The 20,249-nt window shown below is 75.1% G+C and carries 21 protein-coding genes and 2 pseudogenes; 12 read left to right on the top strand and 11 right to left on the bottom strand.

Going from position 1 to position 20,249, the window contains the following annotated elements:
* The 4 genes from ABTY20_RS25665 to ABTY20_RS25650 form a co-directional block, all read right to left on the bottom strand.
* Positions 1-779, bottom strand: a 779-nt coding sequence (locus ABTY20_RS25665) for a glycosyltransferase family 2 protein (protein ID WP_351999407.1), incomplete at its 3' end; no start/stop codon positions are given.
* Positions 776-2,449 (bottom strand): carbamoyltransferase family protein, encoded by a 1,674-nt coding sequence (locus tag ABTY20_RS25660; protein WP_351999406.1) that lies wholly within the window; start codon positions 2,447-2,449, stop codon positions 776-778. The genes ABTY20_RS25665 and ABTY20_RS25660, both read right to left, overlap by 4 nt.
* A 70-nt stretch (positions 2,450-2,519) precedes the next feature.
* Complete coding sequence (locus tag ABTY20_RS25655) at positions 2,520-3,482, bottom strand: NAD-dependent epimerase/dehydratase family protein (protein WP_351999405.1); 963 nt, start codon at positions 3,480-3,482, stop codon at positions 2,520-2,522.
* Positions 3,483-3,585: 103 nt separating this feature from the next.
* Positions 3,586-4,089: a hypothetical protein gene (locus ABTY20_RS25650; protein WP_351999404.1), complete on the bottom strand. Its 504-nt coding sequence runs from the start codon at positions 4,087-4,089 to the stop codon at positions 3,586-3,588.
* Between the two features lie 169 nt (positions 4,090-4,258).
* On the opposite strand from ABTY20_RS25650, the gene ABTY20_RS25645 reads away from it, so the two are divergent.
* From ABTY20_RS25645 to ABTY20_RS25620, 6 genes are all read left to right on the top strand, one after another.
* The gene (locus tag ABTY20_RS25645) at positions 4,259-5,512 is read left to right on the top strand and encodes a cytochrome P450 (RefSeq protein WP_351999403.1); all 1,254 of its coding nucleotides are present in this window, start codon (positions 4,259-4,261) and stop codon (positions 5,510-5,512) included.
* A gap of 123 nt (positions 5,513-5,635) precedes the next feature.
* The gene (locus tag ABTY20_RS25640; RefSeq protein WP_351999402.1) at positions 5,636-5,821 is read left to right on the top strand and encodes a hypothetical protein; all 186 of its coding nucleotides are present in this window, start codon (positions 5,636-5,638) and stop codon (positions 5,819-5,821) included.
* A 24-nt stretch (positions 5,822-5,845) separates the two neighbouring features.
* Entirely contained in the window at positions 5,846-6,538 is a 693-nt protein-coding gene (locus ABTY20_RS25635) for a hypothetical protein (protein ID WP_351999401.1), read from the top strand.
* Positions 6,535-7,509 (top strand): DUF6895 family protein, encoded by a 975-nt coding sequence (locus ABTY20_RS25630; protein ID WP_351999400.1) that lies wholly within the window; start codon positions 6,535-6,537, stop codon positions 7,507-7,509. The genes ABTY20_RS25635 and ABTY20_RS25630 overlap by 4 nt, the downstream gene beginning before the upstream one ends.
* The gene (locus ABTY20_RS25625) at positions 7,506-8,423 is read left to right on the top strand and encodes a DUF6895 family protein (RefSeq protein WP_351999399.1); all 918 of its coding nucleotides are present in this window, start codon (positions 7,506-7,508) and stop codon (positions 8,421-8,423) included. The genes ABTY20_RS25630 and ABTY20_RS25625 overlap by 4 nt, the downstream gene beginning before the upstream one ends.
* On the top strand, positions 8,420-9,511 hold the full coding sequence (locus ABTY20_RS25620) for a serine hydrolase domain-containing protein (RefSeq protein WP_351999398.1): 1,092 nt from the start codon (positions 8,420-8,422) through the stop codon (positions 9,509-9,511). The genes ABTY20_RS25625 and ABTY20_RS25620 overlap by 4 nt, the downstream gene beginning before the upstream one ends.
* A gap of 54 nt (positions 9,512-9,565) precedes the next feature.
* Here the strand turns inward: ABTY20_RS25620 and ABTY20_RS25615 are convergent, their stop codons facing one another.
* The 5 genes from ABTY20_RS25615 to ABTY20_RS25595 all read right to left on the bottom strand — a co-directional run bounded on the left by ABTY20_RS25615 (position 9,566) and on the right by ABTY20_RS25595 (position 14,764).
* Positions 9,566-10,936 (bottom strand): trypsin-like serine protease, encoded by a 1,371-nt coding sequence (locus ABTY20_RS25615; protein ID WP_351999397.1) that lies wholly within the window; start codon positions 10,934-10,936, stop codon positions 9,566-9,568.
* A 157-nt stretch (positions 10,937-11,093) separates the two neighbouring features.
* Positions 11,094-12,758: an alkaline phosphatase D family protein gene (locus tag ABTY20_RS25610; RefSeq protein ID WP_351999396.1), complete on the bottom strand. Its 1,665-nt coding sequence runs from the start codon at positions 12,756-12,758 to the stop codon at positions 11,094-11,096.
* Between the two features lie 258 nt (positions 12,759-13,016).
* Positions 13,017-13,778 (bottom strand): metallophosphoesterase family protein, encoded by a 762-nt coding sequence (locus ABTY20_RS25605; RefSeq protein WP_351999395.1) that lies wholly within the window; start codon positions 13,776-13,778, stop codon positions 13,017-13,019.
* Positions 13,775-14,059, bottom strand: coding sequence for a BON domain-containing protein (locus tag ABTY20_RS25600; RefSeq protein ID WP_351999394.1), 285 nt, complete (start codon positions 14,057-14,059; stop codon positions 13,775-13,777). Before ABTY20_RS25600 ends, ABTY20_RS25605 begins: the two co-directional genes overlap by 4 nt.
* Positions 14,060-14,080: 21 nt before the next feature.
* Positions 14,081-14,764, bottom strand: coding sequence for a nucleotidyltransferase family protein (locus ABTY20_RS25595; RefSeq protein ID WP_351999393.1), 684 nt, complete (start codon positions 14,762-14,764; stop codon positions 14,081-14,083).
* Positions 14,765-15,055: 291 nt separating this feature from the next.
* On the opposite strand from ABTY20_RS25595, the gene ABTY20_RS25590 reads away from it, so the two are divergent.
* The 5 genes and pseudogenes from ABTY20_RS25590 (at position 15,056) to ABTY20_RS25570 (ending at position 18,397) form a co-directional block, all read left to right on the top strand.
* The gene (locus tag ABTY20_RS25590; protein ID WP_351999392.1) at positions 15,056-16,129 is read left to right on the top strand and encodes an alcohol dehydrogenase catalytic domain-containing protein; all 1,074 of its coding nucleotides are present in this window, start codon (positions 15,056-15,058) and stop codon (positions 16,127-16,129) included.
* A 106-nt stretch (positions 16,130-16,235) separates the two neighbouring features.
* Positions 16,236-16,832 (top strand): Rv1733c family protein, encoded by a 597-nt coding sequence (locus ABTY20_RS25585; protein ID WP_351999391.1) that lies wholly within the window; start codon positions 16,236-16,238, stop codon positions 16,830-16,832.
* A gap of 282 nt (positions 16,833-17,114) precedes the next feature.
* A pseudogene (locus tag ABTY20_RS25580) lies at positions 17,115-17,477 on the top strand (sodium-independent anion transporter); the annotation flags it as partial.
* Positions 17,474-17,896 (top strand): ATP-binding protein, encoded by a 423-nt coding sequence (locus ABTY20_RS25575; protein WP_351999390.1) that lies wholly within the window; start codon positions 17,474-17,476, stop codon positions 17,894-17,896. The pseudogene ABTY20_RS25580 and the gene ABTY20_RS25575, both read left to right, overlap by 4 nt.
* 150 nt (positions 17,897-18,046) lie before the next feature.
* Positions 18,047-18,397 carry an ArsR/SmtB family transcription factor gene (locus ABTY20_RS25570; protein WP_351999389.1) on the top strand — a complete coding sequence of 117 codons (351 nt, stop codon included), beginning with the start codon at positions 18,047-18,049 and terminating at the stop codon, positions 18,395-18,397.
* Between the two features lie 78 nt (positions 18,398-18,475).
* Here the strand turns inward: ABTY20_RS25570 and ABTY20_RS25565 are convergent, their stop codons facing one another.
* Both ABTY20_RS25565 and ABTY20_RS25560 read right to left on the bottom strand, forming a co-directional pair.
* Positions 18,476-18,925 carry an SRPBCC family protein gene (locus ABTY20_RS25565; RefSeq protein ID WP_351999388.1) on the bottom strand — a complete coding sequence of 150 codons (450 nt, stop codon included), beginning with the start codon at positions 18,923-18,925 and terminating at the stop codon, positions 18,476-18,478.
* A 98-nt stretch (positions 18,926-19,023) separates the two neighbouring features.
* Positions 19,024-19,701, bottom strand: coding sequence for a class I SAM-dependent methyltransferase (locus tag ABTY20_RS25560; RefSeq protein WP_351999387.1), 678 nt, complete (start codon positions 19,699-19,701; stop codon positions 19,024-19,026).
* Positions 19,702-19,841: 140 nt separating this feature from the next.
* On the opposite strand from ABTY20_RS25560, the pseudogene ABTY20_RS25555 reads away from it, so the two are divergent.
* Positions 19,842-20,224: pseudogene (locus ABTY20_RS25555) on the top strand (flavodoxin family protein); the annotation flags it as partial.
* Positions 20,225-20,249 lie beyond the last annotated feature (25 nt).

The raw sequence follows: 20,249 nt of genomic DNA, 5'->3' as shown, positions 1-20,249 counted from the left end.
GCCAGGCCCGCCGCGGTCACCGCCAGGTGCAGCGGCAGACGGCCCCGGGGCGCCCCTGCCCGCCGCCACCAGCCGTGTCCGTGCAGCCTGGTCATCAGCACGTCGTCGGCGTTGCCGGCCTGGAGCCGGACGGAGATCCAGCGTCCGGCGGGCCGGACCGGGTGGGCGGTGGTGCGGCGGCCCTCGGACAGGGTCCAGCCGGCGTCGAGCACCCGCAGCGCCAGGTCCGCGTCCTCCCGGAAGGCCCTGCGGAACCGTTCGTCGAAACCGCCGACGGCCTCCAGCGCCCGGCGGCGGTACGCCATGTCGGCGGTGATCCAGCGGGCCCGGGCGAGACCGGCGGTGCCCCGCTCCCAGTCGGTGGGCGGCCGGTCGGGCGGCAGGGGCACCTCGATCAGGGCGGTGATCCCGGCGGTCGCGACGCTCGCCCCGGCGAGGTCGAGCGCGAGGTCGTCGGCCCAGGTGGGACCGGGCACCACGTCGTCGTCGAGGAAGACGATCCACGGCACGTCCCCGGCCGCCCGCCACCCGGTGTTGCGGGCGGCGGCCGGCCCCCGCGCCCCGCCCGGCACCACGAGGGTGCGGGAGCGCAGGGACGGCGGGACCGCGGCCGTCAGGGGCGTGCCGGCCGGGTCCGGACGGTCGTCGACCACCACGACCCGTACCGGCCCGGGCCCGTCCGCCTCGGCGAGGGCCCGCAGGCACCGTCCCAGACAGGGCCGGCCCAGCGTCGGCACCACCACGGCGTACGCGCCGTTCGGAGCGGGGGACCCGGTCATCGCGGGACCCCGCCTTCCCCCTCGTCGGCGGAGCGGAACAGATCGCCGCGCCGGATCGCGTACGGGCCGATGGCCAGGAGGTCGACGGGGGAGGAGCCGAAGCACTCCAGGGCGTCGCGCGGGTCGTCCACCATCGGCCGGCCCGCCGTGTTGAGGCTGGTGTTGACGACCACGGGCAGCCCGGTCAGCCGCTCGAACTCGCCCAGCACGCGCGCCACCAGGGGCTCGCGCGCCGGGTCGACCGTCTGGATGCGGGCGGTGCCGTCGACGTGCACCACGGCCGGGACGCGGTCCCGCCAGGCGGGCGACACGTCGTGCACGAACAGCATGTACGGGCTGGGCAGCGGGCCGTCGAAGATCCCGGCGGCCCGCTCGGCGAGCACCATCGGCGCGACCGGCCGGAACTGCTCGCGTCCCTTGACGTCGTTGAGGCGTTCCAGATTGCCCGCGTGCCCGGGGTGGGCCAGCAGCGAGCGGTGTCCGAGCGCCCGGGGGCCGTACTCGCTGCGTCCCTGGAACCAGGCGACGATGCCGTTGTCCGCCAGCGTCCGGGCCACGGTGGCGGCGATGTCCGCCGGCCGCTCGAAGGGCACGGCGGCCGTCTTCAGCCAGGCCCCCAGCTCCGCGTCGGACCAGTCCCGGCCGAGGTCGGCGCCGGTCATGGGCTCCGGCTCGTCACCGCCGCCGGCCGACAGCAGCAGGGCGCCGCCCAGCGCGGTCCCCGCGTCCCCGGCCGCGGGCTGCACCCACACCCGGGAGAACGGGCCCTCGCGGGCGATGCGGGAGTTGGCGACGCAGTTCAGGGCGACGCCCCCGGCGAGGGTGAGCACCTCGTGGTGCGTACGGCCGTGCAGCCAGCGCACCAGGTCCAGCAGGGTCTCCTCCAGGACGGCCTGCGCGCTCGCGGCGACGTCGGCGTGGTCCCGCGTCCACGCTTGGTCCGGGCCGCGCGGCGCGCACAGCTCCCGCCAGGGCACACCGGAGGCGTGGAATCCGCCGTCACCGGTCGGATACACGTACCGGCGCAGTTCGGACAGCATCCGGGGGGTGCCGTGGGAGGCGAGCGCCATCACCTTGAACTCGTCGGAGGAGCGCAGGAAACCGAGGTGCTCGGTGAGTTCCTCGTAGACCAGGCCGAGCGAGTGGGGGAGGTCCTGCGCACGCAGGGGCTCGAGCCGGGCGCCCACCCGGCGGGCGGCGAGGTGCGAGGCGCGTTCGCCGCGGCCGTCCAGCACCAGGACGGAACAGTCCCCGGCGTCCGGTGCGGCGAAGGCGCCGGAGGCGGCGTGCGCCATGTGGTGCGGGACGAAGCGGACGAGGCCGGGGTCCAGACCGGGCAGCGCGGTCCGCAGGAAGCCGGGGGCCTCCCGCGCGTAGGTCAGCCGCAGGTGGTCCCAGGGGTCGTCCAGGCCCATCGCGTCGGCGGGGCGGGCCAGCGCGGGGTCGAAGGAGTAGGCGACCGCGTCGAGGTCCTGGGGGCGCAGCCCGGCCCGCTTCAGGCACCAGGCGGCGGCCCGTTCGGGCAGCTCCCAGGCGGAGAACGGCAGCGGGCGCTTGCCGTGCTTGCGCCGGGAGAACCGTTCCTCCTCCGCGGCGGCGACGATCCGCCCGTCGATCACCAGGGCGGCCGCGGGGTCGTGGAAGAGGGCGTTGATGCCGAGGATGCGCATGGGCGGACGGGCCTTTCGCGGATCGGGCGGCCGGGTGGGGCCGCGGTGTCCTGGGCCGGGACGGCCGCGCTCAGCGGCCGGCTTCGGAGCGGAACCAGTCGATCGTGCGGCGCAGCCCTTCCTCGGGGCCGACCAGGGGCTCCCAGCCGAGCTTGTCGCGGGCCAGCGTGATGTCCGGGCAGCGCACGGCCGGGTCGTCCACCGGGCGTTCGACGTACCGGATCTCCGAGCGGGAACCGACGAGCGCGATCACGAGGCGGGCCAGGGCGAGCATGGTGATCTCCCCGGGGTTGCCGATGTTGACGGGACCCCGCATGCCGTGGGCGGCCGCCGCGAGGACGCCGGCGACGGTGTCGTCGACGTAGCACAGCGAGCGGGTCTGCAGGCCGTCACCGGTCACGGTGAGGGGCTCCCCGGCGAGGGCCTGACGGACGAAGGTCGGCACGGCGCGGCCGTCGTGGCCGCGCATCCGCGGGCCGTAGGTGTTGAACAGCCGCACGATGCAGGTGTCCGTGCCGTGGGTCTCCGCGTGGGCGGTGGTCAGCGCCTCCCCGAAGCGCTTCGCCTCGTCGTACACACTGCGCGGGCCGACCGGGTTGACGTTGCCCCAGTACCGTTCGTCCTGCGGGTTCTGCTGCGGGTCGCCGTAGACCTCCGAGGTCGAGGCGAGGACGAAGCGGGCCCCGGACTCCCGGGCGAGCTCCAGGGCGTTGCGGGTGCCGAGACTGCCCGTCTCCATGGTGTGCAGCGGCAGCCGCAGGTAGTCCGCGGGGGAGGCGGGGGAGGCGAAGTGCAGCACCAGGTCGGGCGGCCGGTCGACCGGCAGCTCCCGCGCCACGTCGGCCCGTACCAGCGTGAACCCGGGCCGTTCGAGCAGCGGGGCGGTGTTCTCCGGCCGGCCGGTGCTGAGGTCGTCCACGCACGTGACGGCGGCGCCCGCGTCGAGCAGGGCGCCGCACAGGTGGGAGCCGACGAATCCGGCCCCGCCGGTGACGACGACGTGCTCCCACTTCCGCGATATGACGGTGCTCATGCCCCCACCCTGGCCCCGCCCCCCGTCCCCGGCGCGGCCACCTACTGCGTTCGGGTGAATGACGGAACGTCACCGGCGTCCGCCCCGCGGGCGGCCGCCGGGCTCATCCCACGAGGGTGGTGTCCGGATCGAGCCGGCTGAGCAGCGCCGGCCGGTGAAGACCCGCCACCGGGGCGACCAGATCCGGATGCCGCAGCAGCACCGCCGCCCGGCGGTCCCCCTCGTCGGGTGAGACCAGCCGCCGGAACTCGGCCGCCGGCCCGCCCCCGCGGACCGCGTCCACCGCCGTCGCCGCCAGCCCCGCGTCGGCCAGCAGGCACACCGCCCAGCTGGCCACGACCTCGTCGACCCAGGTACGCCAGTCCTCGTCCCCGTCCGCCACGTCCGCCCCGGTGACCCAGTCGAGCCGCCCGGAACCCCCCGGCCCCGCCAGCCCGACCAGGGCGGCGTCCATCTCCGTCGGGTACCGCAGCCGTGCCGCGACCGTCACCGCCTGCCGCGCCTGCACCTCGCACAGCGCGGTCGCCATCGCCCCGCCGGGCGCGGGAAAGGAACGTGTCAGCCACTGCGCGGTCGCCGCGATGACCGGGGAGAGATCTGCTTGCACTGCCGGGCCGTCCGAGCTGCTGGGGTGAGGGGGGACCGCACGGAACGCTAGCCGTCGCCCCGCCCGTCCCGGTATGACCCCGACCTCCCTCGGCACGTGGCCTCGGCCACATCCGGGCGGGCGCTCCCACCCGGAGTGTTCCGCAATCCCCCCGGGGCACCCGACGGTCATGGACGTACTCAGTCGCCCTTTGATCGACCGCACCCTGCCGCTGCTGGCCGAGGGCTACGCCTGGCTGCCCAACCGGATGCGCGACACCTCCGGCCCCGTGGTCCGCACCCGGATCCTGGGCCGTCCCGCCCTGGCCCTGCGCGGCCCCGACGCGGTGCGGTTCTTCTACGACGAGCGGAACGTGCACCGGCACCGGGCCATCCCCGAACCCGTGCTCGCCACCCTGTTCGGCCACGAGGCGGTGCACACCCTCGACGGCGCCGCGCACCGCGCCCGCAAGTCCCTGTTCCTGCCGCTGCTCGAGCCCGGCCGGATCGCCGGCCTCGCCGAGCACGTCACCGCCGCCTGGGACGAGGCCGTCCCCGTATGGGGCCGGCGCGGCTCGGTCGTGCTGTTCGACGAGGCGAGCACGGTGCTCACCACCGGTGTCCACCGGTGGGCCGGCATACCCCTGGACGGCGCAGGCGCCGAGGCGACGGCCCGCGACATGATCGCCATGGTCGACGGCTTCGCCACCGCCGGACCGCGCCACCTGCGGGCCCGGCGTGCCCGCGCCCGGCAGGAGGACCGGCTGGGCCGGCTGGTGCGGGAGGTACGGTCCGGCACGGTCACCGCCCCCGAGGGCTCGGTCCTCGACCTGGTGTGCCGGCACCGCGACGCGGACGGCGGGCCGCTCGACGAGAAGACGGCCGCGGTGGAACTGCTCAACGTCGTCCGTCCGACCACCGCCGTCGCCTGGTTCGTCGCCTTCACCGCGCACGCCCTGCACAAGTGGCCCGGGAACCGCGCACCCCTGGCGGACGGGGACGTCCCGTTCACCGCCGCGTTCGGCCACGAGGTGCGGCGCTTCTACCCGTTCGTGCCGTTCCTCGGGGGACTGGCCGCCCGGGACCTGTACTGGCGGGGCGAGTGGATCCCGGCCGGAGGACTGGTGGTGCTCGACGTGTACGGCCAGAACCACGACGAGTCGCTGTGGGGCGATCCGTACGCCTTCCGTCCGCGGCGCTTCCTCGAACGGCCCGTGGAGCGCGACGGCCTGATCCCGCAGGGCGGCGGCGACCCGGCCACCGGCCACCGCTGTCCCGGTGAGGGCATCACCATCGGGGTGCTGGAGGCGCTCGCGGTGCGCCTCGCCCGGATGGAGTACACGGTGCCGGAGCAGAACCTCGCGATCCCGCTGAACCGGGTCCCGACCCGCCCGCACAGCGGCGTGCTCCTGTCCGGGGTGCGTCCGCCCGCCGTCTCCTCGTGACGCCCTTGCGCCCCGGCCTGTTGAAGAAGTGACGAAAGTAAGTTCGGGAAAAGTGGCGTGGTTTGTCCGATATGGGTGAGTCTGTTGGGGAAGGTAATCGCTACATCTCAGGGAGATGGTGTCATGCGTCCCGACGAAGTCATCGAGGAACTCACCGTTATCCAGAGCACCGACATCGAGGCGGCGCTCGACCCGGCCGAGACCGACGGGGTGTACCGCGACAGCCGTGAGTGCGCTGCCCTGGCCCTCGTCGTCGGCGGTGGCGCGGCTCTGCTGTCGCCGCCGACCCCGCGCCCGAAGAAGGGCTGAACGGGATCGACGGGAGCAGACGACATGGAGCAGTCAGGCACTTCGACCCGCTTGCAGGCCGCGGTGCAGGACCTCGCCTCCGGCGTGGTCTCCGCCCTCCGGGGCGGGGACCGCGTCCGCGCGGTCCTCCCGGCGGGGGCCGACGGGGAAGCGGGGGACCTCGCGCTCGCCGCCGTACGGGTACTGGGCGCGGACGCGATGTTGCCGGGCCTCCTGCTGGCCACCCCGCCCGATCCGGCGGAAGTGGCCGTGTTCCGCAAGGCGGTCGAGGCGTACCCGCCCCGCGCGGACGCCGCGCCCACCGTCCGCTGGAGCCACTGGGGCATGGCGCGCGCACTGCGGCGGATCGACCCCTCCTCCTCCGGGCCGCCGGACGAGCCGGGCACCGGCTGGCTCGACGGGGCGGGCTGGCAGACCCTCACCCATCAACTCGCCGTACTGGCCCCGCTCGCCCTGCCCGGTGAGGACTGCGCGGTGCGCCGCGCGGCCGCGCGCCGCCCCGTGGACGTGGCCCGCGGATTCGTCCGGGCGGTGCGCCGCCGGGACTGGCGGCAGGCCGCCGGAGCCGGCCGCTGGCTGACCCTGCTGCCCGGCGTTCCGGACACCCTCGGCCTCGCATCCGGCCTGGACTTCGTGGAGTTGATGGGCGGACAGGATCCGCAGGTCGCCCTCCACGTCCAGGCGGCGCGGCTGGCGCGGGCCGGAGCACGCGGGTGACCGCGCCCGGCGCCCGGGACATCCGACGGGTCGCCGAGGACGCCCTCGCCTGGGTGGCCGCCCACCGTGCCCGCTTCGCGCTCGGCGAGGACGCGCTGGCGGCCGACGGCCGGGTCGACGGCACCTGGAAGCCGCTCGGCGAACTCGCCCAGGTCTGCGCGACCGTGGTCCACCGCACCGTCCCCACCGACCCGCTGCACGCCCGGGCGGGCGAACTGCTGGAGTTCGCCTGGCGGCAGACGCGCGAGGGCGGGACGTTCTCGCTGCTGCAACGCCTCGAGCCGTTCGCCACCTACCCGTTGGAGGTGTACGCGGCCTTCGCCTCGGCAGGGTTCCGCCACCCCGCCTACGAGGAGGCGGCCGCCGTGGCCGCCCGCACCCGGGGCTGGCGGCTCACCGAGCAGGACCCGACCCGGCGCCTCGGCGTCCTGAAGGCCGAGGAGCGCTGCGGCATCCACCGGCCCGAACCGGTCCCGGCCCTGCTGCCGCGCACCTGGCTCGGGGGCCTGCCCGAACCCTGGACCTTCGAACGCGCCGCCGGATACGCCCTCACCCACGTCGTCTTCCACCTCACCGACTGGGGCCGCGCCGACGACGCTCTGCCACCCGACCTCGCCGACTACCTGGCCGACTGGCTCCCACCCTGGCTGGACACCTGCCTGGACGCCGGGATGTGGGACCTGAGCAGCGAGTTGCTGGCCGCGGCCGCGACCCTGCCCCGCCCCCTCGACGACGTCGTCCCGCCGGACGCCTGGCAGCGCCTGGCGGCGGCGCGGGACCCCTCGGGCGCGATCCGGGAGGAGGGCCGCGACACCGCCGACGGCGAAACCCGCGACCCCGAGAGGTACTTCGCCACCCACTACCACTCCACCCTCCTGGCCGCCTTCGCGGCCGTACTCACCACCGCACGCCCGGCCGGCGCACCCGCCGGCGCCGGAACCCGGCACGGCCGGCAAGGAGCCCCGGCATGACCGACACCCGCCTGATCCACACCGTCGGAGCCGGCGCCCTGGAATGGCTCTGGGCCCACCGCGACGGCTTCCGGCTGGAGCCCGACGCCGACCCCGAGGTGGGCTTCCTGGAGCGCTTCAAACCCGTCGGTGAACTCGCCCTGATCTGCAAGGTGCTGTTCCGCGAGGGCGTCGCGGGCTCCCGCCAGGCGCGGCTCGCCCGGCAACTCCTCGACCACGCCTGGCGCGACACCCTGGACGGAGGCGCCATGCTGGTGCGCGGACAGCGCACCGAACCGCTCTCCCCCATCCCGTTCGAGGTGTACCTGCCGTTCCGCGAACTCGGTTACGCCCAACCCGAATTGGAACGCGCCGTCGCACTCAATCACCGCCTCGACAGCTGGCAGGCCTACGAGACGCCCCCCACCCGGCGGCTCGCCCTCTGTGCGTTCCAGCGCCGCTTCGGACTCACCCCCCGCCCCCCGGAAGCCGAGGCCCTGCGCCCCACCTGGCTGGCCCGCACCCCCGAACCCTGGACCGTCGAGGGCCACACCGCCTACGACATCACCCACTGCGTGTTCCACCTGACCGACTGGGGGGAGAACCCCGGCGCGCTGCCCCCGGACCTCGCCGACTACCTCACCACCTGGCTGCCCGCCTGGATCGACGACTGGCTGGACCTCGAACGCTGGGACCTGCTCGGCGAACTCCTCGTGGTCGACGCCTGCCTGCCCCGCCCCACCCTGGACGAGCCCGCCTGGCGGGCCTTCGCCGCCGCCCAGCGGCCGGACGGCGCCATGCCCGCGATCCGGACGATGCCCGAGGGCGACGAACAGGACGTGTTCGACATCGTCTACCACTCGACGCTGGTCGCCGCCTTCGCCTCCGTCCTGGCGACCTCCCGCGCCCTCACCGAACTGGCCCGCGCCTCATGACGACGACGTACCGCACGCCCTGGCCGGGCCTTCCGCCCGACGACGGGACCCCCGCCCACCGGGCGGAGTCCCGCGCCGACGAGCGCCTGTACGAACGGCTCGGCGACGCCGTCGCCGCGGCCGACGCGCCCGACGCCGTCTTCGCCGTGTCCCGGCACGGCCGCCGCACCGTACGCACCGGCGGCACCGCCCCGCCCCCGGAGCACCCGCGCGACACCCTCCGCTACGAGATCGGCTCGGCCTCCAAGACGTTCACCGGACTGCTGCTGGCCCGCCTGACGGACAGCGGCCGGCTCTCCGGCGGCGAACCGGCCCGGACCCTGCTGGACGGCGGCCGGCCCGCCGGACCGGCGCCGGCGACACTCGTCCACCTGATCACCCACACCTCCGGACTGCCCCGTCTCCCGGCCGACTTCTACGCCCGTGCCCTGCCCGCCCGGCGCACCAACCCCTACGCCCGCTACCCCGACGCACGCGTCGTCGACGCCTTCCTGCGCCACCGTCCCCGGTACCGGCCCGGCACCCGCTGGCGCTACTCCAACTTCGGTGTCGCCGTGCTCGGCCACGCCCTGGCCGCCGCCACCGGCACCCCGTGGCCGGACCTGATCACGGGCCAGCTGCTCCAGCCCCTCGGCCTCGGCGACACGGCCCTGCGGGCGGACCCCGGCGGACCCGACGCCACCGGGCACGGCAAGGACGGCGGGACAGTCGTCCCCGCCTTCGACGCGGGCGGCTTCCAGGCGGCCGGCGCCGTCCGGGCCACCCCGCACGACCTGCTCACCTTCCTCGAGGCCCATCTCGACCCGGCCCGCGCCCCCGACCTCGCCGGCGCGCTGCACGCCGTACGCACCCCCGTGCTCCGCCGCGGACTCGGGCACCGGCACGTGCACACCGTCACCTGGTTCCGGCACCCGACGGACGGCGGCCCCCTGTACTTCCACAGCGGGGCCACCCCCGGCCAGCAGGCCTTCCTCGGCTTCCGGCCCGACACCGGAACCGCCCTGGCCGCGGTCTGCACCCGCCGCTTCCGCGCCCGCGACCCGTTCGTGGCCACGGCGTACGCCCTGCTCGCGGAAGCGGAGCCGTGACGGCCGCGCCCGGAAACGGCGCCGGCACGGGGCCGGCGCCGTACGGTCATGCCGTCACAGCCGCTGCCACAGCGCCGGAGCACCGGCGGGCGCCCACGCGCCCTGCGCCTGGTGGGTCTGCAGGCACCGGTACGTCACACCGTCGCGGGTCACCGTGGCGCCCACCTCGTAGACCCGGCCCGCCGTCCACGCCTGCGCGCCGTCCTCCTGCGGGACCGGCGCGGTCTGCGCGGCGGCGGTGGTCAGGGTGAGCCCGAAGTCGCCGAGGATCGGGTTGACCGGCTGGTAGAACGTCGTACCGCCGCCGGCGCAGTCACCGGACCCGCCGGAGGTGACCCCCTGCGCCTGCGCGCCCGTGACGTACGGCCCGCCGGAGTCGCCCGGCTCGGCGCACACCGTCGTCCGGGTCAGCCCGTCGACCGTGCCCTCGGGGTAGCTGACGCTGGTGTCGTGCTGCTCGATGGTCCCGCAGTGCCATCCGGTGGTGGAACCGGAACGGCACACCGACGCCCCGACGAGCGCCTGCGCCGAACCGGTGACCTGCACCTCCTGGCCGTCCTGCGCCCTGACGTCGGGCGTGGGCGTCCACTGGGCGTCGGTCGCCACCCACGCCATGTCCTCGCCGGGGAAGACCGAGGCCCGGAAGGTGCCCTGCGCGGTGCGGTCGTACCCGGTCGTGGTCGCACCGGCCCTGCCGCAGTGACCGGCGGTGACGAAGCCCGGCTGCTCGCCCCGGGTGACGGAGAAGCCGACCGAGCAGCGCGCGGAGCCGTCGATGTAGAAGGCGTCGCCGCCGGTGATGTCCTGCAGCAGCCGCGGCCGTGCCGTCGACATCCGGATGCCGACGTCCGCGCCCTCGAGCCCCGCGGCCTCGACGAAGGCGTTGCCGGCCTCCTGACTCGTCGCCTGCACCATGACCCGGTTGTCCGGTACGTCGACGTACCAGACGGGCGTGTCGAGGGTCTTGACGCGCTCGGCCGCCGCGTCCAGCTTCGCCTTGGCCGCCTCCAGGTCGGCCAGCGTCCGCCGGACCACCTTGGCCGTGGCGCCCTGGGCCTCGATGGCCGGCACGTCCTTGGCGTCGGTGGTCGCGACCGTGAGCTCCTCGGCCGTTCTGCCGCGCACCCAGGCACCGGCGAACCGGTCACCGAGCGCGATGCGCAGCCGGCCCGCCCGGGAACCCGCCTCGGCCTCGTTGACCAGCCGCTCGGAGGCCTGGGCCTCGTCCAGCTTCAGGTCGCGCCGGAGGGCGGCGAGCAGGTGGGGCGACGGCCGGTCGGCGCCCAGGGTCTGGGCGGCGCCGGGCGTCGGCCCCGCCGCGGGTGTGGCGTCGGCCGCCGCGACGCAGGGGAGGCCGGCGAGGACGAGGGCGCAGAGCGCCGTGAACGCCGACCGGCGCGCGGCCCGGGCGTGTCTGAGGACCATTCGGTACGTCTCCTTCGATGGTGGCGGAGCTGCGGAGGCGACTCAGACCTTGCCCGTGCCACCTGGCACGATGCCGGGACACGCCGGATTCACCGCATCGGTGACCCGAACGGACCAGGGTGGAGTACCGGCGTGCGCCGGCGGTCACCCGGACGGGTCAGACCGGCGTCAGACCGGGCGAGCCCGCCTCGGTGACGAAGGAGGCGGCGGTGGAGACGGCGGCGCCCGGCGACGTCACGACCGGCACGACGCGGAAGTCGGCCCGCGCGTTCTCCCGGCCCAGCTCGACGCGCACGTAGCCGCGCCGGCCGTCGTAGAACCTCAGGTGCGGGTTGGCCCGCAGGTAGGTGTCCCGGTTGGCCGGGTGCTCCACACCGTCGCGGCCACTGGTGACGGAGGTGCAGGTCAGCTCCGTGCCCAGGGTGGCGGAGCCGGGATCGTCGAAGTCGTCCTTGATGTCGAAGGCGTACGCGACGTGGACGTCACCGGTGAGGACCAGCCAGTTGCCGACCCCGGCCGCCTTCGCGCCCGCGGCCAGACGGCCGCGGGCGGCGCGGTAGCCGTCCCAGGCGTCCATGGAGAGCTTCGCCTCGGCGTTCAGGTCCAGCTTGCGCTGGGAGAAGCACACCTGCTGGGGCATCACGTTCCACAGCGCCGTCGACGCGGCCCACCCGTCGAGCAGCCAGCGCTCCTGGGCGTCCCCGGTGAGGGTGCGCGCCGGATCGTCCGACTCCGGCCCGGGCACGTGCGGGGTGTCGCCGTAGGCCTGGTCCGAGCGGTACTGGCGGGTGTCGAGGACGTCGAACTGGGCGAGGGTGCCCCAGTGCAGCCGGCGGAACAGCCGGGCGTCGGGGCCCTCGGGGAGCTGGTCGGCGCGCAGCGGCTGGTTCTCCCAGTAGGCGCGGTAGGCGGCGGCGCGGCGGGGCAGGAAGAGCGCCGGGTCGCTGCCGTTCTCGTCGATCGCGCCCGCGTAGTTGTTCTCGGTCTCGTGGTCGTCCCAGGTGACGACGAACGGGTGCGCGGCGTGGGCGGCCCGCAGGTCGGGGTCGCTCTTGTAGAGCGCGTAGCGCATCCGGTAGTCCGCCAGGGTCGTCGCCTCGCGGTTGAACACGGCCGGCAGTACGACGTCGGTGTAGTCGCGAGCGCCGCCCGCGGAGTTCACGGCGTACTCGTACAGGTAGTCGCCGAGGTGGAACACCACGTCGACGTCCTCCTGCGCGAGGTGCCGGTGGACCGTGTAGTAGCCGTCGTGGTACGCCTGGCAGGCGACCGCCGCCAGTCTCAGGCCCGCGGTGCCGGCGCCGGCCGGGGGAGCGGTACGGGTGCGGCCGGTGGGGCTGATCCAGGCGCCCGTGCGGAACCGGTAGTAGTAGTGGCCGTCCGCTTCCAGGCCCTTCACGTCGACGCGCACGCTGTGTGCGTACTCGGGATACGCGAGGGCGGTGCCCCGCCGCACGACCAGGACGAAGGACTCGTCGAGCGCCACTTCCCAGGAGACCTCCACCCGCTGCTGCCCGAGCCCTCCGTCCGGTTCGAAGGGGGCCGGGGCCAGCCGGGTCCAGATCAGCACCGAGTCGGGCAGCGGGTCCCCGGAGGCGACGCCGAGCGTGAACGGGTCCTCGGTGATGCGGGCCGCGTCGAGCCGGGGCGCGGCGAAGGCGCCGCGCGCGGGCAGGTTGGTGGTGAAGGCGAGGGCGGCGGCCGCGGCGGTGACGGTCAGGAAACGACGGCGGGCCGGATGCCGTGCGGCGGCGCGCGGTGCGGCGTCGTGCGGGGTGGGGGCGGGCTCGGACGACGGTCCGGTACGGCCCGGCAGCGCCATCGGGTGTCCTCTCGTACGGGCGGGCGGATGGACGGAAGGCGCGGGACCGGCGGAGACGCGGGCGGGCGCGACCGTGCCCCGGGCTCGTGCGTGGCGACAGGGGCCACGGGACACGGAGCCTGCATGCTAAACCGACAAAATGCGTGAAGTGGACGCGCCGCGCGGGGTGTTCACACGGGCGGCCGCACGCGGCCCCGGCCCGGACAGGGAGAAGCGCCGCCGGACGAGACCGGCGGCGCCGAGTGGTGGGGCGGTGGGCTAGGCGGTCGCCGTTCCCGTGCCGGCGCCCACGCGGTCGCGGACCGGCAGGTGGTAGACGTGGAAGGCGCGGCCGATGACCGGCTGGGCGACGTTGCGCACCTTCACGCCGCCCGTCGTCATGCCGTGCTCGCTGCCGGCGTGCGCGTGTCCGTGCACGGCGAGGTCGGCGCCGGCCGTGTCGATCGCCTCGGCCAGCAGGTAACTGCCCAGGAACGGGTAGATCTCCAGCGGCTCCCCGGCCAGGGTCTCCGGCACGGGGGAGTAGTGGGTGAGGGCGATCCGGACGTCGCAGTCCTCCTGCCCCAGCTTCTCCAGCGAGGCCCGCAGCCCGTCGGCGCACCGGCGGGAGACCCGGACGAACTCCTTCATCACCGGTTCGCCGAACTCCCCGGCGCTCGCCCCGACGAACCCGCCGCCGAACCCCTTGGTGCCGGCCACCCCGACGCGCGCGCCGCCGACCCGCACCACGGCCGCCTCCCCCTCCAGGACATGGGCGCCGGCGTCCCGCAGGACGGCCGTGACCTCGTCCTGCCGGTCGTCGTGGTGGTCGTGGTTGCCCAGCACGGCGACCACGGGGACGCCCAGGTCCCGGATCTCGTCGGCGACCACGCGGGCCTCCTCGACGGTGCCGTGCCGGGTGAGGTCCCCGGCCAGCAGCAGCAGGTCGGCGCAGGCGGGCAGGGTGTCGAAGGCGGGACGCAGCGTGCCCCGGGTGTCGGGCCCCATGTGGATGTCGCCGACGGCGGCGATCCGGATCATGACAGCTCCTCCGCGTGGTCGGGCGACGCGGTCTCGCTGACCACGATGTCGCAGTGCACCTCGAGCCCGGTGAGCTCCCCGCGCACCGTGCCGAGGACCTCCTCACGGCAGTGGGCCGAGGGGACGGTCCCGGTGACCAGCACGGACCCGCCGCGGACCTCGACGCGCACACCGAGTTCGCCGAGCTCGCCGGAGGCCAGACGGTCCTGGAGGTGGGCGATGCGGTACTCCGGGCTCGCCGTCGGCGTGCCGCCCGCCGGTCCGGCGTCGTGGGTGTTCATGGGCGTTCCTTCCGCGGACGTTCAGATGACGTTCAGGCGTTCCAGGAGGAAGAAGAAGGCGGCCGGCATGGGCTCGTCCCCGCAGTCACGCCGCACCCGCTCCCAGTCGACCTTCTCGCGCAGGGCCCGGGCGATGGGCAGGACGGCCCCGAAGTCGCAGTGGTGCTCCGAGAAGGCGGCCAGCAGCGCGGTCAGCAGGTCGGTGGGCGCCAGGACCGGCATGCGCACCGACTCCACCGGGAGCTCCTGCGCCCGCTCGAGCATCCCGGTGGAGACGGGCCGGTGCGCCAGTTCGAAGATGAGGTCGACGTCCTGGCCGAAGCAGGTGGCCTTGAGCAGCCAGTCCTCGGGCGGGGTGTAGACCGTCAGCCCGGCCTCGCGGAGCGTGGCGGCCACCGACTCGGCGTCCTCGGGGCGCACGCAGAAGTCGACGTCGTGCTGGAGGTTCCCGCTGCCGCCGTGGGCGTGGACGGCGACGCTGCCGGCCAGAGCGAAGAGGTGTCCGCCGCGCTTGAGCACCGCCCCGACGTGCTTGGCCGCCTCCAGGATCGCCTGATTGCGGTCGCGGGGCAGTTCCGCGTCGTCCTCCTCCCGGGCGCCGCGCGCGGCGTGCGCCGGCACCGGTCCCGGGGTGTCCGCGGCCAGACGGAGCTCCCGGGTCCCCGGGCGCCGGGCGAGCGTGGCGTCCTCGCCGTTCCCCGTCATGACCACTCCCTTCCTCACCGGCCGGTCGGCCGCGCAGCCGTCGTGTGCCTGCACCTAGTACCCGGCGTGCCCGTTCCGACACGGGCGCGGACGAAGGACGGCGGGCCGGACCGGGGCGTCGTGCGGTGCCCCGCCACGGGCGTGCGGGAGGAGCGCTCCGGCGGATTCGCCTCCGTGCCCCCAGACTGGAAGTGCAGGGTGGCCCCGGAACCCGACCGGGGCCCCGCCGCAGGCGGGCGCGGGCGCGCCCGGTGCCGGGCCCGCCGCCGAGCGAGAAGGGTGAGGATCGGCATGAAGGGCTACGTCTTCCACGGCCCCGGGCAGTCCGCCTGGGAGGAGGTCCCCGACCCCGCCGTCAAGGAACCCGGCGACGTCATCGTGCGCGTCGACGCCGTCACCATCTGCGGGACGGACCTGCACATCCTCAAGGGCGACGTGCCCGAGGTCCGTCCGGGCACCGTCCTGGGCCACGAGGCGGTCGGCGAGATCGTCGAGACCGGTGGCGACGTCCGCGCCGTACGCCCCGGGGACCGGGTCCTGGTCTCCTGCATCTCCGCCTGCGGGCGCTGCGGCTACTGCCGCGAGGGCGTGTACGGCCAGTGCCGGGGCGGCGGGGGCTGGGTCCTCGGGCACCTGATCGACGGCACCCAGGCCGAGTACGTACGGGTCCCGTACGCCGATCTGTCGGTGTACCCGCTGCCCGGCACCGTCGCCAACGAGGACGCCGTGCTGCTGGCCGACATCTTCCCCACCGCCTACGAGGTGGGCGTGCTCAACGGGCGGGTCCGGCCCGGTGACACCGTCGTCGTGGTCGGCGCCGGGCCCGTCGGGCTCGCCGCCGTCGCCACCGCCCGGCTGTTCGGCCCCGAGCGCGTCGTCGCCGTGGACCTGGCCGCCTCCCGGCTCCAGGCGGCGAAGGAGTTCGGCGCCGACGCCGTGGCCGACGCGGGCGAGGGCCCCGAACAGCTGATCGCGGACCTCACCGGAGAGCTCGGCGCGGACGTGGTCGTCGAGGCGGTGGGCGTCCCGGAGGCCTTCGAACTGTGCGCCCGCATGGTGCGGCCCGGCGGGCACCTGGCCAACGTCGGCGTGCACGGCGCTCCCGCCACGCTGCACCTCGAGGACCTGTGGGCCAAGAACGTCACCATCACCACCGGACTGGTCGACACCCGCTCCACCCCCACCCTGCTGCGGATGGCGGCCGCCGGCCGGCTGCCCACCCGTCGACTGGTCACCCACACGTTCCCGCTCGACCACATGCAGGAGGCCTACGAGGTCTTCGGCGGCGCCGCCGAGACCGGGGCGCTCAAGGTCGTCCTCGGGGTTCCGCAGCACGAGGTGGTGCCCGTGCCCCCGGCGGCCTGACGGGCGCACCGCACGGGCCGGGCCGTCCGGCCCGTGCGGGAGCGCGGCGACCGGGTCCACCCTGGAGGAGGACGCCGTTCGGTACCGCGCGAGGAGGTGACCTCCCATGGGGAGGACGCATGGTGCGAGGCCCCGGAGGGTGCGGCTGTGGAGGTGGCGGCGGAACCCGCTGCGCCGCCGCAGCGACCTCGTCGAGGCCTGGCTGCTGCTCGCCGTCCTCGTCCTCGCCCTGCTGTCCGGGGCGTTCTGCGGACTGGCGGCGGCCTCGGCCGTGGACGGGTCGCTCGCCGAGCGCCGGGAGCGGGCCACCCCCGTCCCGGCCGTCCTGACCGAGGACACCGCCGGGCTGTCCGCGCCGGTGACGCAGGACGGGGGCGGCGGCGTATGGGCCAAGGTGCGGTGGACCGCTCCCGACGGCGCCGACCGCACGGGCCGGACGGAGGTCGACCCGGGGGCCCCGGCGGGCACCGAGGTCACCGTGTGGACGGACCCCGCGGGCCGGCTGGTCCCCGCGCCGCCCGACGGCGCGGAGGCGCGGTTCCAGACCGTCATGGCCGGTGCGACGGTCGCCGTCGCCGCCGGGGGAGTGGTCCTGCTCGGCGGATGGCTCGTCCGGGCCCGGCTGCGGCTGCGGCGCCTGGACGAGTGGGAGGCCGAGTGGTGCCGGGTCGAGCCCTCGTGGCGCAGGCGCATGACGGGCTGAACACCAAGCGGCGGCTCCCCTTCCCCACGAACGACTTGATGACCTGCAGAATTGCAAATTTTCGCAATTAGCTACATGCTTGTCCGGTCATCCAGCCGTGAGCGAAGCCGAGGGGCCGTGTCCGTACCGCTGTCGCAGGCCGGAGTCCGGTCCCGGATCACCGCGCTGCTGCCCACCCGCGCCGATGTGGACCGGGCGCGGCGCCATCCCCGCCGGGACCTGCTCGCCGGCCTGACCGTGGCGGTCGTCGCACTGCCGCTCGCGCTCGGTTTCGGCGTCTCCCTGTTCTTCGCCGCCGCCCACCGCTTCCTGCCGGAACCGGCCGAACTCGCCGACGTGCGCGTGGTGATCCTGCGCATGTCCCGGGTGAGCGTCGTCGACGCCACCGGCGCCCTGGCCCTCAAGGACGCGGTGACGGGACTGGGACGGCGCGGCATCGTCGTCATGGCGTCCGGAATCCGCCCGGAGCACCGCCGGGCCCTCGCCTCCGTGGGCGTCCTGGAACTGCTGGAGCACGAGGGCCGGGAGTACGCCACGACCCCCGAGGCGATCCGGGCCGCCCGCGACCGCCTGGAGCGCGACGGCGTCCTGCGGGCGGCGAAGCCCCCGGTCACGGTGCCCGCGCCCGCCCGGGGGACGCCGTGACGAGCCCCGCGCCGGGCGCCCTGCCGCACCGTCACGTGCTGACCCTGCCCACCGGGCCCGGCGCCGTGCGCCTCGCCCGCGAAACGGCCGAGCGGGCCCTGGCGGAGTGGGGCATCGGCGAGCGCCACCCGGCGGTGGGCCCCGCACTGCTGATCCTGAGCGAACTGGTGGCCAACAGCGTCCGGCACGCGGCCGGGGTCTCCCCGCAGACCACGGTGGTCTACGCGGCGGGCCCCGGGTGCCTGGTGTTCGCCGTGCACGACGACCACCCCCACCGGCCGAGGCTGTTCGGGCCGGACGCCGGGCACGGCGGTCTGGCCACGGTCGTCGAACTCACCCACGGCCTGGGCGGCACAGCCGTGGTCCGGGGCGACGCCGACGGTCCGGGGAAGAGCGTCTGGATCACGCTCCCGCTGTGAGCCCGCCGGTCCACGGCCGCCGGAGGGCGGGGACGTGCCGGGTTGCTAATGTCGGAAAGCGTCGAGGCGGACGCCGACGAACAGATGAGGCGATGGACCGAGGACCGGCCGCCCGGGCCGTGCCGCCGCGCCGGAAAGGGGGACGGCACGATGACCGCGCCGCTGTACCAGCTGAAGGCCGAGTTCTTCAAGACGCTGGGCCATCCCGCCCGCATCCGCGTGCTGGAACTGCTCAGCGAGCGCGAGCACGCGGTCGGGGAGATGCTTCCCGAGGTGGGCATCGAACCGGCGCACCTCTCGCAGCAGCTGGCGGTGCTGCGCCGGGCGAACCTGGTGGTCGGCCGCAAGGAGGGCTCGACCGTGTACTACTCGCTGACCAGCCCGCACGTGGCGGAACTGCTGCGGGTGGCGCGCACCATCCTGTCCGGCGTGCTCGCCGGGCAGGCCGAACTGCTCGCCGACCTGCGGGCCGCGCAGGACGAGCCGAAACCGCTGCCGTAGACGACGGCGGTCCCGGCCCAGGGGCCGGGACCGCGAAGACGGCCGTGCCGGGACGGGACCGGTGCGCACCCGCCCCGGTCAGACCTCGCCCCGCCAGGAGCCCGTCTCCAGACCCCGCCGCTCGATGAACTCCTTGAACCGCTTCAGGTCACCGACGGCCTGCCGCTTGACGAAGCCGAGCTTGTCGCCCACGTTCTCGGCCACCCCCTGCGGATCGAAGTCCATCTGCAGCATCACCTTGGTGGTGGTGTCCCGCACGCGGTGGAACGTGACGACGCCGGCCTGCCGCGCCTCACCGTCGACCGTCGTCCAGGCGACGCGCTCGTCCGGGATCTGCTCGGTGATCTCGGCGTCGAACTCCCGCTCCACGCCCCCGATCTTGGTCACCCAGTGGGTCAGCGTGTCACTGCGCTGTTCGATGCGTTCGACGCCGTCCATGAACTCCGGGAAGCTCTCGAACTGGGTCCACTGGTTGTAGGCGGTGCGGACCGGGACGTCGACCTCGATCGATTCCTCTACCTGCGACATGTGGCGGCTACCTCGCTTTCCGATGGGGTACGGAACGCGGGTACCTGATTTCGCGCCGGGCAGTCCTGGCGATTCCGGCGCACCGGCCCGGCGGGGGGTCAGGCCTCCTCGCGGCGGCAGTGCAGGAAGAGCTGGGGCTCCGGCCGGGCGTCGGGATGGGTCGGGGTGAACATCACGCTCTCCTGCGACTCCACCACCAGGCCCGCCGCGCGCACGAGGGCGACGACGCCCTCGTGCGGGAAACTGGTGACCCGCACGTCCTGCCCCATGAAGACGCCGTCGAACCCCTCGACGTCCAGCGGCACGGTGGCCAGCGCGAACGGACCGCCCGGCCGCAGCGCCCGCGCCAGCCGGCGCACCAGCTCCGACTGCTCCGCCCGGGACATCTGCAACAGCGCGAAGTACACGCAGACCGCGTCGAACGAACCGTCCTCGAGCGGCGTCCGGCGGATGTCGGCACACCGGAACTCGGCCTCCGGAACCTGCCGGGAGGCGATCTCCACCATCACCGGGGACACGTCGACGCCGAGCACCCGGTGACCGGCCCCGGCGAGCGCGGCGGCCGTGGGACGGCCCGTCCCGCTGCCCACGTCCAGCACCCTGCTGCCGGGCGCCAGTTCCCCGAGCAGCCGGTCCAGCGACGCCCGGTGCGCCGGTGAGGCGGCGAAGGCCTTCTCGTACTCGCCGCCCAGCGCGTCGAACACCGCCGCCGCCGGTGACCCGTGATCCTCGCCGACCAAGACGCACCCCCGTCTCCACGTACCGATGCGGGGCATCGTGCCATCCCCGTCCCGCCACCACAACGAGGCGGTGTCCGGCACCGTCCGTGCCGGCTCGCGCACACGCGGAACGGCGGGGCCGGGATGTGCCGGCCCCGCCGATCGTCCACCACACGCCCCCGCCGAACCGTCAGGCGATGGTCGAGGCCGTCCTCCCCGGCGCCACCGACCCGCGGATCGAGGGGTCCGGATGGTGCGGAGGGCGGTGCTGTCCGCCGCCGGCGTCCTGGACGCCGACGGCCGCCCCCTCGGCGCCCCGGCGGACCTCGGCTCCGCGCCGGGGGCGCTCGAGCACTTCCTCGACCAGGTCTCCCAGCCGTGCCCGGACACCGCCCGGGGCCGGCCCTTCGGGCACCGCGTGCACGGCGGGAACGACGTCACGGGCGCGGTGCAGGCCATCGAGGCGATCACGAGGGGCCTCGGCCGGCGGCGCGCGGCCGAGGGGGTGACCGTCACCGGCGAGCCGGACGGGGCCGCCGTCGGACGCTGCCGGGAACCGGGAGCCACGGCGGCGGCCGGCCGGTGGACCGAGCCCCGCGGGCCGG

The sequence above is a fragment of the Streptomyces sp. NPDC126497 genome, assembly GCF_040302425.1.
Lineage (GTDB): Bacteria > Actinomycetota > Actinomycetes > Streptomycetales > Streptomycetaceae > Streptomyces.
This window is presented reverse-complemented; position numbering and strand designations above follow the sequence as displayed.

Excerpts from the sequence above, each read along its gene's own strand:
- ABTY20_RS25585 (WP_351999391.1), top strand. The coding sequence starts at position 16,236 with ATGGGGAGGACGCATGGTGCGAGGCCCCGGAGGGTGCGGCTGTGGAGG.
- ABTY20_RS25645 (WP_351999403.1), top strand. The coding sequence starts at position 4,259 with ATGGACGTACTCAGTCGCCCTTTGATCGACCGCACCCTGCCGCTGCTG.
- ABTY20_RS25655 (WP_351999405.1), bottom strand. The coding sequence starts at position 3,482 with ATGAGCACCGTCATATCGCGGAAGTGGGAGCACGTCGTCGTCACCGGC.
- ABTY20_RS25660 (WP_351999406.1), bottom strand. The coding sequence starts at position 2,449 with ATGCGCATCCTCGGCATCAACGCCCTCTTCCACGACCCCGCGGCCGCC.
- ABTY20_RS25560 (WP_351999387.1), bottom strand. The coding sequence starts at position 19,701 with ATGCCCCGCATCGGTACGTGGAGACGGGGGTGCGTCTTGGTCGGCGAG.
- ABTY20_RS25590 (WP_351999392.1), top strand. The coding sequence starts at position 15,056 with ATGAAGGGCTACGTCTTCCACGGCCCCGGGCAGTCCGCCTGGGAGGAG.
- ABTY20_RS25620 (WP_351999398.1), top strand. The coding sequence starts at position 8,420 with ATGACGACGACGTACCGCACGCCCTGGCCGGGCCTTCCGCCCGACGAC.
- ABTY20_RS25600 (WP_351999394.1), bottom strand. The coding sequence starts at position 14,059 with ATGAACACCCACGACGCCGGACCGGCGGGCGGCACGCCGACGGCGAGC.
- ABTY20_RS25605 (WP_351999395.1), bottom strand. The coding sequence starts at position 13,778 with ATGATCCGGATCGCCGCCGTCGGCGACATCCACATGGGGCCCGACACC.
- ABTY20_RS25595 (WP_351999393.1), bottom strand. The coding sequence starts at position 14,764 with ATGACGGGGAACGGCGAGGACGCCACGCTCGCCCGGCGCCCGGGGACC.
- ABTY20_RS25565 (WP_351999388.1), bottom strand. The coding sequence starts at position 18,925 with ATGTCGCAGGTAGAGGAATCGATCGAGGTCGACGTCCCGGTCCGCACC.
- ABTY20_RS25640 (WP_351999402.1), top strand. The coding sequence starts at position 5,636 with ATGCGTCCCGACGAAGTCATCGAGGAACTCACCGTTATCCAGAGCACC.
- ABTY20_RS25610 (WP_351999396.1), bottom strand. The coding sequence starts at position 12,758 with ATGGCGCTGCCGGGCCGTACCGGACCGTCGTCCGAGCCCGCCCCCACC.
- ABTY20_RS25625 (WP_351999399.1), top strand. The coding sequence starts at position 7,506 with ATGACCGACACCCGCCTGATCCACACCGTCGGAGCCGGCGCCCTGGAA.
- ABTY20_RS25635 (WP_351999401.1), top strand. The coding sequence starts at position 5,846 with ATGGAGCAGTCAGGCACTTCGACCCGCTTGCAGGCCGCGGTGCAGGAC.
- ABTY20_RS25615 (WP_351999397.1), bottom strand. The coding sequence starts at position 10,936 with ATGGTCCTCAGACACGCCCGGGCCGCGCGCCGGTCGGCGTTCACGGCG.
- ABTY20_RS25570 (WP_351999389.1), top strand. The coding sequence starts at position 18,047 with ATGACCGCGCCGCTGTACCAGCTGAAGGCCGAGTTCTTCAAGACGCTG.